This is a genomic window from Kaistella sp. (assembly GCF_049588135.1).
GTDB lineage: Bacteria > Bacteroidota > Bacteroidia > Flavobacteriales > Weeksellaceae > Kaistella.
Genome location: NZ_JBAVFG010000127.1, coordinates 1 through 15,264, shown reverse-complemented (window position 1 = coordinate 15,264; position 15,264 = coordinate 1). Strand labels below are relative to the sequence as shown.

At 30.9% G+C, this 15,264-nt stretch carries 12 protein-coding genes; all 12 read left to right on the top strand.

Annotated features, from left to right (window positions below; genetic code table 11):
• The first annotated feature begins 345 nt into the window (after positions 1–345).
• A complete protein-coding gene (locus WBY99_RS07350) occupies positions 346–621 on the top strand; it encodes a hypothetical protein (RefSeq protein ID WP_423975683.1) in 276 nt (91 codons plus the stop codon).
• Between the two features lie 107 nt (positions 622–728).
• Positions 729–1,490, top strand: a complete 762-nt coding sequence (locus WBY99_RS07345) for a DUF2971 domain-containing protein (RefSeq protein ID WP_423975682.1) — start codon at positions 729–731, stop codon at positions 1,488–1,490.
• Positions 1,491–1,618: 128 nt separating this feature from the next.
• Positions 1,619–2,575: a hypothetical protein gene (locus WBY99_RS07340; protein WP_423975681.1), complete on the top strand. Its 957-nt coding sequence runs from the start codon at positions 1,619–1,621 to the stop codon at positions 2,573–2,575.
• A 495-nt stretch (positions 2,576–3,070) separates the two neighbouring features.
• Entirely contained in the window at positions 3,071–4,081 is a 1,011-nt protein-coding gene (locus tag WBY99_RS07335) for an SIR2 family protein (RefSeq protein ID WP_423975680.1), read from the top strand.
• 143 nt (positions 4,082–4,224) lie between these two features.
• Positions 4,225–5,841, top strand: coding sequence for an ATP-binding protein (locus WBY99_RS07330; RefSeq protein WP_423975679.1), 1,617 nt, complete (start codon positions 4,225–4,227; stop codon positions 5,839–5,841).
• A gap of 2 nt (positions 5,842–5,843) precedes the next feature.
• Positions 5,844–6,056 (top strand): KTSC domain-containing protein, encoded by a 213-nt coding sequence (locus tag WBY99_RS07325; RefSeq protein WP_423975678.1) that lies wholly within the window; start codon positions 5,844–5,846, stop codon positions 6,054–6,056.
• Positions 6,057–6,380: 324 nt separating this feature from the next.
• The gene (locus tag WBY99_RS07320; RefSeq protein WP_423975677.1) at positions 6,381–7,319 is read left to right on the top strand and encodes a hypothetical protein; all 939 of its coding nucleotides are present in this window, start codon (positions 6,381–6,383) and stop codon (positions 7,317–7,319) included.
• A 279-nt stretch (positions 7,320–7,598) separates the two neighbouring features.
• Positions 7,599–8,879 (top strand): DUF4365 domain-containing protein, encoded by a 1,281-nt coding sequence (locus WBY99_RS07315; protein WP_423975676.1) that lies wholly within the window; start codon positions 7,599–7,601, stop codon positions 8,877–8,879.
• Between the two features lie 270 nt (positions 8,880–9,149).
• Positions 9,150–10,046, top strand: a complete 897-nt coding sequence (locus tag WBY99_RS07310) for a BRCT domain-containing protein (RefSeq protein WP_423975675.1) — start codon at positions 9,150–9,152, stop codon at positions 10,044–10,046.
• A gap of 3 nt (positions 10,047–10,049) precedes the next feature.
• Positions 10,050–12,038, top strand: coding sequence for a tellurite resistance TerB C-terminal domain-containing protein (locus tag WBY99_RS07305; protein ID WP_423975674.1), 1,989 nt, complete (start codon positions 10,050–10,052; stop codon positions 12,036–12,038).
• Positions 12,031–13,347, top strand: coding sequence for an ATP-binding protein (locus WBY99_RS07300; RefSeq protein WP_423975673.1), 1,317 nt, complete (start codon positions 12,031–12,033; stop codon positions 13,345–13,347). The genes WBY99_RS07305 and WBY99_RS07300 overlap by 8 nt, the downstream gene beginning before the upstream one ends.
• Positions 13,344–15,264: DEAD/DEAH box helicase (locus WBY99_RS07295; RefSeq protein ID WP_423975672.1), on the top strand; the 1,921-nt coding region annotated here is incomplete at its 3' end. The genes WBY99_RS07300 and WBY99_RS07295, both read left to right, overlap by 4 nt.

Sequence of the window (15,264 nt, the reverse complement as noted above, 5' to 3'; positions counted from 1 at the left end):
AATTAATTCCCAACAGACTCTCAATTTCTAGATTTGAAATATGGAGCATTGTACGAGAAATTGAAAAGGAGTTTAGCGCTTCATTATTGATTAATGATCATAATCTCGAATATTAAAAATCTATATTCTCTAAAATATTGAACTTAAGTATATGACCTCCTATCGAAGAATTTTTCACAGCAAATGATCGATTTTTTGAAAATTATTTAATATTTCAGCAGAAACACTATCACTATTATGCTCGGCAAAGAGTAATTTATGTCTATAGTATAGAAACATAATCGTTTTTTAATTTTGTGTGCAATTGTTTTTAGATAATTACAACTATAAAACCCATTTTTTTTAATGAAAAATAAAATAAACAAACAGGAATTTGAAAAGCTTGATTTCGAATCAAAATGTGCAATTATAGAGCAAATATTAACAGATGATTACTTTAATGGACAAACAGAAATAAATTTCTATATTCCTAAAGATTTTAAAGGTGAAATTGGTAAGAATTTACCTCAAACACCCTATGAAATAAAGAAAGAGGAAGATGAAAAATTTATAGAATTAATACAAAAATTAGAGAAAAAATTATTTTCTAGAAAGTCCGAAATAGAATTTGATACAGACTAAAAAAACACGTTAGGATAAAATAATGATAAAACTTAAACCTCTATAATAGCTGAGATTTTTGTTTTATGGAAAATCGTAAGGTTCTTTAAAAACTATTAAACATCATAATGCCGAAAATTTATCATTATACCAAATTATCAACAGCAATCGAATTTATATTACCTTCAATGACTTTAAGAACAAATTTCTTAAATAAAATGAATGGACCAAAAGAAAATCAAAATTGGGCTTTCGGAGGAGTTAATGTTCCTTATGACACAATGTATCCTGAATTAAACTTGAATGAGGATAAAAACCGAACTCATTTTGAAAGCATGTATAAATTCGGAGAAGAAATAAAATCAAAAATCCAAGCCACATGCTTTGTTTATTCCGACGAATACGAAGGATATGAAAATGAAATGATGTGGGCTCAATATGCAAATAATCATTTGGGAATTTGCCTTGAAATTGATACTGACATATTTTTAGATGAAAATAATGACGTAGAGATTTTTAAGTTTCAAAATATAAATTATAATCCTAAAAAGAACGACAAGTGGGTATATTGGAATAAAAATCTTTCCAAGGATGAAAATATAATTCAACATATTCAATCTAATTTCGAAAGCTTGTTCCTTTCAAAATCTCATTATTGGGAAAAAGAATTTGAAAAAAGATTATTAATTCTTGCAAATGATTTTTGCTATTTAAAGATCAAAGAATCTTTAACTGGAATATATTATGGATTATCCACAAACCCTAATTATGATGCAGCTATACAACAATTCATTGATCCTACAAAGACGAAAACATATCGTGTCTATTTCGAAAATAATAGGCTCAAAAAAATGGAAAGAAGAAACAAAAGCACTGCATATAATGGTTAAACCCCTCTAGAAAGCATCATGACTTTGGAGTTTTCAGAATATATGATAAGTGTTGAGGCTTATCAAGTTTTTTATGTGATATATCTTATTTAGAATTTCCTGATAATTGCGATTAGACTTGTTTTAATATGAAAAAAATAGACCCTCAAAATAAGCTTTGCATATACCTCGACCAGTTTGTGATTAGTGATATTCTTGAAGGAAAAAACCCACTCTGGATCGAAATAAAAGATTTGCTAGAATTAAATTTTTCTGTCGATAAGATTTATTGTCCTCTCTCGGTTGAACATATTTTAGAAACCGTCGGAAAGAATTTTATTGACGCAAAAGAGCACGATATCTATTTTAGAAAAATTTCTGATAATTACATTCTTAAATCTGAACCATTCTTAACGGCTCAACTAATATCTTCCCTAATTCGAAATAATAAAAAGACAATCAATACCTTTTTAGCAAAATCAAGTCTGAAGAATATGGTAGATTTGCATTCAAAGGTTAATTCAGATTATAATAAATTTAACAACGGGATGACGCAAACTCTTTTGCCACAAAATGATTTACGAAAAATTATTAATAATAAAATCAGTACAAATGTAGAAGCTGAAATGATGAACGCAATAAAAGCTTTTGAAGTGTCTAAATTTAAGGATCGACTTACGGAATATGTAACGTCAAAATCAATTAGAATAAGACCAGATAATTTCGGAGAGCATAAAGTTCCTAATTGGATCGATCAGCTTCTATATCAGCTCACCTACAAACATCAATTCAAGGAAAAGGAGTTCCAATCTTTACTCAAGGAAATAGCTACAAATGGTTTCAATAGAATTCCTACACTCAATATAAAATTTTCACTTGGTGCGTACATAGCTATAAAAAATAAACAGGAAAATTCGGGAGATCATATTGACGTCATGAGAATCTCAAGTTACCTTTTTTCAACTGATATTTTTTTTACTGATAAAAAACGAAAACACGAAATTTGTGAATTAGGGCTTGATAGAAAATACAATACCTTAGTCTTTTCTGGAGTCAAAGATGATTTATTACAATTTATTGATTTATTAAAAAAAATTAGCTCGTAATAAATTTCACTCGCTCTCCGAAGTCTCCTGACCTTAGATTTTTTTCATAAACTCTGAGGTTGGGGTTTCTAATTTTTATAAAAGGGTGGAAAAGACCCTTTTTTTTGAGTTTTACGGGAAACCGTAAGGATATAATATTTAATGAGCATATATTTGAAAAAAAATAATAGCTATTCTCAATAATGGTTAATATAATTTTTAGCAAGTAGAAAGTTTTCGTATTTTTATCCCGTATGCGGAAATACTTAACCGTTAACGATCATACTATACGACCAACCTTCTGACACAAACAGTAAATAGACAATTGACCATATGGACAAAATAAACTTGGTTAGAGAAATATGAGAACTTAAAACACATCTCTCCTATTCAAAAAATATTGGATTCTTTTTTGGTGCAGGAACATCTTGTGCATTAGGAATACCAAATATTGAACAATTAACAACAGAAATTGAAAGTAAATTAACAGACGACTTTTTAGTTAATTTTAAATGTGTGAAAACTGATTTAGAAACAATCATAACTACAAAAAAAGTAAATATTGAAGATATTTTAAATCAAATTCGTAGAATTAGAGAGCTCACTGGCGAAACTGCAAAAGAATATGAAGGTGTAAGTGGAATAAATGCCAAACTTTTAGATAAAGAAATTTGCACAATAATTTATGACATCATAGCAGAGAAGGAAGCAGTTGCAGATATTGATAATACAAAGAAATTTTTCGCATGGCTAAGTTTATTAAACAGAGATTTCTCTAAAGAAGTTTTTACTACAAACTATGATTTAATAATTGAGAAATCTTTGGAAGCAAGTCAAATCCCATATTTTGACGGTTTTGTTGGCTCATATGAGCCATTTTTTTGGCAAGAAAGCATTGACCAATTTGTAACCAAAAACGATTTAACACAAAACTGGATTAGGCTTTGGAAAATTCACGGCTCATTAAGTTGGTTTTGGAAAGAAGACGCAAAAACAAAATCTCAAAAAATTATAAGAATTGGCAAAATAGACAACATAAAAGATGAAGAAAACGAGTTAGTAATTTATCCGTCAAAAGAAAAATACGATTCATCAAAAAAACAACCTTTCATTGCTTATTTTGACAGACTAAAAAACTATTTGTTAAGTGGAGAACTACTGTTTATTTTTACTGGTTATTCTTTTTCTGACCAACATATAAACGAGATTATTTTTAATTGTTTACGACAAAACAATAGACTTACTGCATTAGTTTTCTTTTTCCAAGACACAGAAGTTGAAAACCTTCACAAACATACTTCTTCTTACATGAATCTAAATGTTTTTGGACCGACCAAAGCAATCATCAATGGGAATTTAGGCGAATGGGAATTTTCAAAAGCAGAATTCAAATCACCAACAGAGAAGTTTGACCATTACTGGAACGAAACTGAAAAAAAATTTATATTAGGCGACTTTAATTCACTTGCTAACTTTTTAATTACCAATTCAGGCAAAAAAGAAGCAATAGAAACAATTGCAAAATGACAAGTGAAATTACATACTTAGGAAAAATAATCCGTGTTGATTCAAGTACCGTAGAAGTTGAAGTTTCTACCGACATTCCTTCGGCTGCACCTATCATTAATGGCAGATTATATAAAATCGGACAAATTGGAACTTTTGTAAAAATGCCCATTGGAAACATTTGTATTTATGGCATTGTTTCGTCTGTTAGTAATACACCAAACAAGTCAGAGGAGTTTCAACTTAAATACAATTTTGGTTCAAGGTTTCTAACGGTTCAACTTGTTGGAGAAAAAATCGGAGAAGATGATTTTGAAAAAGGTGTTGGAACATATCCAACAATTAACGATGAAGTACATTTAGTAATAGAAAAAGATCTTTTTGATATTTACGGAAAGAAAGATGCTGGTTCGGTTGAAATAGGGAAACATTCGTCCTCTGAAAATCTTTCAGTTTACACAGATATCCATAAATTAATTTTACGTCATTGTGCAATATTGGGCTCAACAGGAAGCGGAAAATCAAATACGACTGTTAGTATCCTCAAAGCAATTCTTGATGATTACGAAGGTTCAAGAGTTGTATTAGTTGACCCACATGGAGAATACGCCTCTGCATTTCCTGATGCCAAAGTATTTAAAATAAATAATGCTGCTAATCCATTATTTATACCTTTTTGGTTAATGAATTTTGACGAATTAGCGTATTTTTTAGTTGGAGCAAAACCGAGCGATGACAATAAGCCTGATTATAGAGCCTTTAGAGAATTAGTAACAGCTTATAAAAAAAATAATTGCACTTTAAAATCAGGCACTGTTAATCCAAATTTTGTAACTGCTGATTCTCCTATTCCTTTTAGTGCTAGAGAACTTTGGCATGAAATGAATTGGTGGTTAAGTGCAAGTTTTTCATCTGCCCAAAAAGGCGACCAAAACAAAACAACTGCAAAAGAAACAGACAAAGGAAATTTTGAAAATCTTGAAGGAGCAAAATTTGAACCCTATGCAATGGGCAATCAAGCTCCATTTAAATCACAACATAATGATTTCTATTCTTACGAAAAGAAAATGCTATCAAGATTGAAAGACAGCAGATTTGATTTTCTTTTTAACCCAGGCAATTTTAAAGGTGATGCTGGAACAAAAGATTTGAATGATTTATTGAATGAATGGATAGGAAGCGAAAGCAAACTTGCTATATTAGATTTAAGCGGAGTTCCTTTTGAAGTATTAGATATTACAGTTGGTTTAATTACACGATTTATTTATGACAGTATGTTTTGGGGTAGAAACGAGACTTACACAGGTAAACAAAGACCTCTTTTACTTGCCTACGAAGAAGCACATACTTACCTAAACAAAAATGACAACAACAGTTATTCAAAACTAGCAGTTGAACAAGTTTTTAAAGAAGGTAGAAAATTTGGTTTAGGTGCATTGGTAATATCACAAAGACCATCAGAAATTTCAGAAACAATTTTGGCTCAAGTTGGAACTTTTATTGCCTTAAGACTGACCAATTCAGGCGACCAGTCAATTGTAAAATCTTCTGCACCTGACAACTTAAATAGCCTAATCGATTTACTTCCTTCTTTACGAACAGGAGAAGCAATTATAGTTGGCGAAGCAATTAAAATTCCTTCGAGAGTAAGAATCAAATTAAATAATCCAAGACCAACAAGTGACGACCCTAAATTAGTTGAAGGTTGGACAAAACAACATCCACCCAATGACGACAATTACAAAACAGTAGTAACAAAAATAAGACAACAAAAATTTTAATTATGGACAGAGAATATGTAGAATCAAGTATGATAACCAGCTTTGGTTTTGACCCAATTATATCAACTTTAGAAATTGAATTTAAAAGTGGTGCCGTATGGCAGTATTTTGACGTTCCAGAAAGTGTTTATTACGAAATGAAATCTGCGTCTTCACGTGGCAACTTCTTTCGTGCGAGCATAAAAGGACAATACGCGGAATCACAAGTTGGCTAATGTGTGGTTGACACACAATGACGGACCGCTAATAACTAAGCTAGCTATGCCCAGCGGGCAAGAAATGAAAAGGTATTAAGCGAAACCTTCCGGGTACTTCTACATGCGAGTTTGAAGTTTTCATCGAATATTTTTGCTATTAATTAAGTTTCTTGCAAGTAGAAAGTTTTTGTATTTTTATCCCGTCTGCAGAAATACCAAACTGCTAGGAGAAATCTCCCTACCATTAAAATTGAGTTTTCCTTTCAATGGAAAATTTTTAATAAACTAATAATCAGCAGATTAATTTACATGTTAGTCCGAATTGAAAAAAAAATACTCCAAATGAATGAAAGTAAAGAAAACTTCCTAAACAATAATACCTTAAAAAATTTTTTCACTGATTTCGCATCAAACCTAAACGAGAGGTTACGGTTGCCTGTTTTCCAGTACTATATTATTATACTATGTTTTTACAATTGGGATTTTATATTGTATTTAATATATGACAACAAATCAATCCTAGAGAAGATTAACTATATAAAAAATAATTTTCACTCTCATAATAGATATTTAATTCCATTAATGTTGGCAGTTGTCTATTCGGTATTTTTTCCAATTATTCAATTTTATATAATAAAAATTCAGAAAAATTTCGAAAGAAAAAGAATCGGATGGAATCAAGAGTTGCAGACTGAAACAGCTAATCATAAGAAAAATATTCAGGACATTTTAACGGGAATAAAAGAAAAAGAAGATTTTTCTAAACAACTTGATTTTGAGAAGAGCAAAAATATAATTTCACAAGAGGAATTAGAATTATTGAGGTCAGAAAACCTACTAATTCAAAAAAAATTAAATGATAATGTGGGTGAAACAAATGAAATAAAAAGCAAATACAATTCTTTATTATCCAGCTTCAAGTATTTTGCTAAAAATACAGATGATTTAAACAAAGAAATGATTGAAGAATATGGCGAAGAAAAGTATTTCAATTTTCTAAATATTTTAATTGAAATATTCAATACATCAGAAATTCGTCAAGATATTTCAATGAAAGAAAATTTTCCAAAAAAATTATTTAGGTTTTTAAACGACGGAGAATCTTCTATTTTTAGCGATAAAAAATTAATTGATGAAAGAATTAAAAAACACATTTCCGATGTTTTACTAAAAAATAATCTTATACGAGAAATAAACACTGAAATGTTCGGAAATATGACTACAAGATCAGAAGAATATACAGATTTTATTAATTTTATAAAGTCAAATTATTCATTATAACTAACTACAACTAAACATATTCGGTAAGACTTTCCCGCTATCGGAAGTCTCACGACTTCAGAGCTTTACAAATACATTATTTCTAGAAGTTGCATTGAAATTTTAACCGAGGATTTTGTGGTTATATAAATTTCTTGCAAGTAGAAAGTTTTCGTAGTTTTATCCCGTGTTCAGAGATACTCAACCGTTTATCTGCAAAAAAATTCCTTTTAAATCTATGAGTGGTAAAATAGAAAACAAGTTAGCTAACATTCGAGAACCATTATCCTAATAAATACCTTGGAAAATTACCCAAATAGACATAGAAATCACGAAATTGAAACTTTATCTGATAGATTTCTAAAAAACCATATACCCGTAAGTTGGATAACAAATCCTTTCCAAATTGACTACGGAACTGATTATAATTGTGAAATAACTTCTGAAAGACAAGTAACAGGAAACAACTTTTCAATACAGTTAAAAGGAAAAGAAACCGAGCAAAATCAGGATAGTATAAAAATAATTTTAAAAAGAACAAATATTAATCGCTGGCTGAATAGGCTTGAGCCAACGATAATTATTGTATATATTGTTGATGAAAATGAAGCATATTGGAAATGGTTTGAAGATAATACTGTTGATTTAACCCAAAGTAATGATAATTATACAGTTTCCATTCCAAGAGAAAATAAATTAAGCAAATTGAATTGGACGGTAATTTCTGAACATGTAAAATTAATTTTCAGTAAAAGGCATTTACTTTACGAGCTTCCTAAGATTGATGATCAAAGCGAAAACGGGTGGAATTTTTTTTATGAGAATAAATTTGTACAAGCTTTATCTGAATTTTATGAAATTACAAAAAAGAAACCTGACGATACTTCAATATTAGAAGCAATTGCAATTTCGGAATATAATTTATTCAATTATCAAAAAGCCTTGGTTTTTATCAATAAAGCAATAGAGGTAAATAATACCAAGGGTTTTAACCTTACAAAAGCTTCTATATTAACTGAACAAGGTTCTTTAAATAATGACAACTCCAAAATTAATGATGCAATAGAAATATACAAAAATATCATAATGACTGGTGTAGTTTCTTCTGAAGTTTTTTATAATTATGGTTCCGCCCTAAGCATAATAAAAGAATATGCGATTTCGATTGAGTATTTTAATAAAGCACTAGAACTGAATCCCAATAAGCCTGAAATTTGGAATAATCTAGGTAATGCTTATATGAATCTGGGTAACCACCAATCTGAGATGATTTGTTATAATAAAGCATTACAGATTAATCCAAATTTAGCTGAAACACTATTTAGCAAGGGTTCGTCGCTTTTTCGTTATTTTGGAAAGATAGATGAAGGATTAACTTTAATGCTTACAGCTACTGACGTGAGTGATAGGCACGAAATCGATAATGCCAATGTATTCTTTTGGATAGCGGAAGCTTATTTAGTGAAAGATGATATAGAGAATGCATTTAATTGGAACAAAAAGGGATTATTAAATTTTTCATCTAATAACTATTTGAAAACGCAAAAACTAAGAATCGAAATAGTGAAAAAAAATCGTTAGCAAATAACTAAACTTTCGTTTCGGCGGAAAGACAAGAAATGGACGCATATAATATATATATAGCAAATCCTTATGAGAATTGAGGTTTCTAGTTTTTATAAAAGGGTGAAAACACTCTTTTTTTGTGTTTTACGGAAAACCGTAAAAACATTTATGACATTTTATGTAGATTGCATTTTAATTTAAGCAGTTAAAATATTTTAATGTAATTACTTAAATTCTTCATTTTAAAATCAAATAAACTACTAACTAGTAATTTAAATAAAAACTATGACCAACTTTGAAAACACAACTCTAAAAATAGTAACTGCAAAAGCAAGAGCAGATAAAGCAATTAATTCATTAAAAGGAATTTTACTGGGATTTCTTGCAGATGAAAAAATTGATTCTTATGAAATGAAAGAATTACAGATGTGGGCAAAAGAAAATAATTCACTCATCAACAGAAATCCTTTTCAAGAGTTTATGCTCCTTATAGAAAACACTGCCTCCAATGAAATTCCTCCAAAAGAAGCCATTGAAGATCTTTATTGGCTCTGTCAAAAATACGAACATGACAGTATCTATTACAATGGCATCACATCAGATCTACAACAATTACAGGGGATATTTCATGGTTTACTTGCAGACGGTAACCTCAACGATGAGGAGATATTGAATCTTCATAGATGGCTATCTGATAACGAACATCTTAATTCCTATTATCCTTATGACGAAATAAGAAGTCTAGTTTTGTCTATAGTCTCTGACAAGAAGATCGATGAAGAAGAAAGATTGGTATTGATGGCTTTTATAAAACAATTCGTAGAGCTCAAAAATGATCGTATAAAAGAATCGATTGACCAATTGACAGCAGATGTCAGTATCTCAGGAATTTGTGCGGTCGATCCAGAAATAGTATTTGAAAACAAGACTTTCTGTATAACTGGCATTTTAAGCCGAGGCACCCGAAATGAACTGCAAACTGCAATCAAAAGCAAAGGTGGTATTCCAGTGAACAGCATATCTAAAAAAGCGGATTACCTTGTGATTGGTGATACCAACAATGCTTGCTGGAGTTATGCCTGCTATGGCAGAAAGGTTGAGAAAGCTTTGGATCTGAGAAAATTAGGCCATACTATCCTCTTAGTTCATGAATATGATGTGTTTGACGCTATAGAAAATTAAGTTATGACCATTTTTATAATCTTAATCTTCATCATTTTATTTTTTGCACTCGTTAAAGACCGTAAGAAAGTTGTATTTAAAAACACTTCTAAGCCAGCACCTACCCCTAAGGTTTACAATAAAACTGTGGAGGGAAATCAAAAAAATGCACAAATCACAACACGCTATAGTGGTTCCGTAACTATTCCCAAAGTCAATATGGATAAAGAAATAAATGTAACAGACGATTCTATAATTGATGTGTCAGATATCGTAACCTCCTTATTGGGAAACGTTAAAATAACTTCAGAGAATACATCGGTGAATATATCAGCCACTTATTGGCCACATCGCTATGTGTATTCCTATGCTGATATACATACAGCGAATGCAAAACAACGTAAATTTTATGACCTATTCAAGGCAGAATTCTTAAAAGGAAATTTTCTTTTTTTAAATGGTAATTCCAACTATTCTTTCATTCTAATGTTTGATCTGCTAAACGAATTTGCAGTTCATAAGAATTTCCAAAAAATAGAAAAACAGTTAGAAGATCTTGGCAACAATTATCCTGTAACAAAATCTTATTGCATATCATTTCTAATTCAAAGACTTGAGGATTACAATATGAATGATCAGGCAGATGAATACAGAGAAAAAAACAATGTTTACGATTACGATTACTGGAAGTTAGGGAAAAGATATAAGAAAACACTTAACCTGTCCGCTGACCAAGAAAATACACTTAATAAAATATGGTTTCAAAACAATGTTTTTACAGAAATAGAATTTTGTAAACAGGAAGTGCTTAAACAGTTTTTAAGGGCAACTGACCATCTTCATCAAAACTTTGTGTCAGTTGATAATTCATTTGATAACCTAATAGATGAACTGACAGATCTAATCGTCAGAAAACATTATCGTTACAGGAAAGGCAGTCAAAACTACAAATACAGTTCCGAAAACGTTCAGGGACAAATCTACGCCCATATCTTAAAATTAAGCGAAAACAATGTTAGAGAATCCTATTCTAACAAACGAAAATTGACGGCGGAATTTAACTACAGTAGTGCTGAGGTTTATAATATTTATTTTGAAAAAGTTATTTCGAAATTAGATGTATTTTTTCCAGAAGATCAAAAACACATTACTTTTCCTGATTTGCAAACCGAGAAACGTTTAAACGAAAGCAACACTACACGCTGGAAATCAAAATATGATAAGATAGTTGAAAAATATTCCAATGCTAAAGATCTGGAACAGCAAATAATCCAACTTGCTGATGAAAACATTAAAAATCCGTCGGTAGAGAATATCTTTTATGAAGCTTCAAAATTCATGGCAAAGACCAATAAAGTTACCTCTCTAAGACTGTACATTTATTATATCGATAAAGATCTGAATTCTGCAAAGTTTGACAATAAACAAATGAACAAGACCATTCAGAAAAGTCTTTTCAAGACCAATGAGCAATTAAATGATTTTGAGCAGATTCTAAGTAATTTCATCACTAATAAAGATATTGAAGCAACGCTGGAAAAAATCAACTCCATTTATCTACCAAAGAGAAAGAAGATTTTCATAGATAAAGATACCATTGAGGAGGTAAAAAAACAGCATTCAGGTACCGTGGATCTTTTAAACGAATATCTTCAGGATGAATATGAAGATGATAATATTCTCATTACATCTGAAGAAATTGCAAATAAGGACGAGGTCCATATCAATATCATTCCTAAGAATCATGAGCCTCTCCATTCTAAATACCTGAACGAAATCAGCTTAACCGAAGTACAAAAAGGGGTACTTGGCGTTTTTGAAAAAAACAGTTTCAATATATCTCAAAGCGATCTTGAGGAATACTTGAAAGATCAAAATTTATTAATGAGCTCTACTGTTGACGCGATTAATGAAGTTTGTTTTGATGTTTTAGACGATGTTTTGATCGAAGAGGACGATGATTACTTTACTATTAATACTGATTACTATAAAAAACTATTAAACAATGATTGACAATATCAAACCAAAAGAAGCCACCTCTATTATCAACTCCCTGATAGGTGGTGTTGTCCCTAAAATCGGAGTACAGCACATCACGGTTGGGAGATCGGAAGAGATTGAAGCTTTTATAAGCTCCTTGAATGATGTGAAAAACGGACACAGCTTAGCGAAATTCTGGATCGGAGATTTCGGAAGTGGTAAATCATTTATGCTTCACCTACTAAATACTGTTGCCTTAAGACAGAAATTCGTTGTGGCCAATGCTGATTTTACGCCAGACAATCGTCTGTATGCAAATGATGGGAAAAGCGTTTTATTGTACTCTGCTATTATGGACAATATTGCAATTCAGACCAAACCTGAAGGTGGTGCTTTACAGACACTGTTGGAAAAATGGATCGAACAGGTTATCACTAAAACTGCTGAAGAACATCATATTTCTTTGATTGACATCCGCAAAGAAGAAAATTTGGCTCTCATTCAAAATGCCATAATGAAAACCATCAACGAAATCACAGAGGTTGGCGGCTTTGATTTTGGGTCAGTTATCGTAAAATATTATGAAGGATATATAAAAAATGACGAATATTTACGAAGAAATGCCTTGAAATGGCTCAAAGGTGAATACAAAACTAAAACAGAAGCAAGACAGGATCTCGGTGTCAGAGAAATCATCAATGACCAGAATTTTTATGATATGCTTAAAAATTTCTGTAAGCTATTTGTAAGTATGGGATACAGTGGTTTTATGATCAATCTTGATGAAGCTATTAATCTTTATAAAATCACAACTTCTGTTGCAAGAGAAAAAAACTACGAAAAGATTTTATCTATATACAATGATTGTTTTCAAGGCAAAATATCAAATTTGCTGATCAACTTTGCTGGGACAAAAGAATTCCTGGAAAATGAAAGAAGAGGTCTTTTCAGTTATCAGGCATTGAAGTCAAGACTACAAACGAATAAATTTGAATCACTCGAAATTCGGGATTTTGCGCAGCCAGTAATTAAACTCACTCCTTTAGACCATAATGAAATATTTGTTTTATTGAAGAAATTGAAGTTGATCTTTGATCTTAATTATAAAACTGATATTAAAATTTCTGATGAAGAAATCTCAGCCTTCATGGAAGAGATTTTCAATAAACCAGGAGCTTCAGAGTTTTTGACTCCGAGAGAGGTTATTCGTGACTTTCTTAACATTTTAAATATCATCCGCCAAAATCCAGAAGTTGATAAAACAAAACTTTTTGGGGAGATTGAAATTGAAGACGAAAGACCGAATGATTTAAATGTCCTGGATAGCATTGAAGAATTATGACCTCCTTTGATTTGCTTTCGGAACCTATTAGAAAATATATTAGAGATAAGGGTTGGGCTTCTCTTCGTCCAATTCAAGAGGCAGCAATTCCTCGCATCTTATCAACTGAAAATAATTATGTTCTAATATCAAGGACGGCTTCTGGAAAAACTGAAGCTGCATTTTTACCTATCTTATCAAGGACAAATTTTAGTGAGGATGGTGTCAAAGTTCTTTATATTTCTCCTTTGATTGCTCTAATTAACGATCAATTTCGACGTGTGGAAGAATTATGTGAATATTTGGATATTAGTGTAACCAAATGGCACGGTGAAGCAAGCAAAAGCCAAAAAGACAGGTTACTAAGAAAGCCAAACGGAATTGTTTTAATTACTCCGGAATCCTTGGAAGCAATGTTTGTGAATAAACCTTATAATTTGAAACATCTATTTTCAACATTAGACTATGTGGTTATTGATGAAATTCATTCTTTTTTAGGTTCAGATCGAGGGATTCAGTTACAATCCATTTTATCGAGATTACAAAAAATAAACAAGTCAAATTTCAAAACTGTTGCTCTTTCTGCAACCGTAAGTGATTCAAATCAATATATTGAGCTAAAGAACTTCATCGGAGATATTGAAAACACAAAAATTATAAGAGATACTACTCCTAAACCCATTAATGCTGTCTTTAGATATTTCGAAGGTAGCGGAGCTGAACTACCTCTTAATTTATTAAAGGATTTATATATTCAGACAAGAAATAATAAATCATTGATTTTCCCCAACGCAAGAGGAAGGGTTGAAGAAGTTGCCGTAAAACTAAGAAAGATTTCGGATAAAGTTGGAGGACATCAAAACTATTTTTCTCATCATTCTTCTGTAGATAAGGAAGTTCGGGAATATGTAGAATTTTTTGCAAAGAATAACACTTACCAAAATTTTAGTATTGCTTGTACATCTACATTAGAATTGGGAATAGACATAGGAAGTGTAGATCAGGTTGTTCAGATTGATGCAACCCATAGTATTGCTTCTTTAATACAAAGAGTTGGAAGAAGTGGGAGAAGAGATGATAAAGCGAGTAATTTATTCTTATATGCCACCAATCGATGGACTTTGTTACAGTCTGTAGCTTGTTGGTTATTATATGAAGAAAAGTACATCGAGCCAATTTCTTTGAATAAAAAATCTTATGATATTTTGGTTCATCAAATATTGTCTGTCGTAAAAGGAACATCAGGAATTTCAAAAAAGCAATTAATTGCAGAATTATTAGAAAATGCTGCTTTTAAGAATATTGATGCATCAGAAATAGAAGAAATAATTGATTTCTTAGTTGGAAAAGACCTTATAGAAAAACTCGGTATAGAGCTGATTTTAGGAATTGAAGGTGAGAAAATTGTCAATAACAAAGAATTTTATAGTGTTTTCCAAACCGAAAATTTATTTAAAGTATCACATAAAGGAAATAAAGTCGGAGAAATCCCATTAACACTTCAGATTCGGGAAGATGAAAATATTTATTTGTCTGCAAGAATTTGGAAAATTACAAATGTCGATTTAAAATCAAAAAAAATAGAAGTTATTCCGGCAAAAGATGGTAAGAGACCTATTTTTGAAGGTAATGGGGCAAATGTCGCAGACAAGATAAGAATAAAAATGCTGGAAGTTTTAGTCTCAAAAAGAGCGTATGATTTTCTTGATGAACCTAGTCAAGATGCAATAACAGAAATGCAAAAAGAATTTTCAGTTTTTAATTTTACAGATATTACGAATAATAGACCCTTACTTTTAACAAATGAAAATCTTACATTTTACTCTTTTGCAGGCTCAAAAATAAACAGAACGCTTAAACTTATTTTTGATACTTTAGGAATTCAGAATATTTACTCCGACTTGGAATCTTCTTTTGAAATAAAAACTTCACAAGATG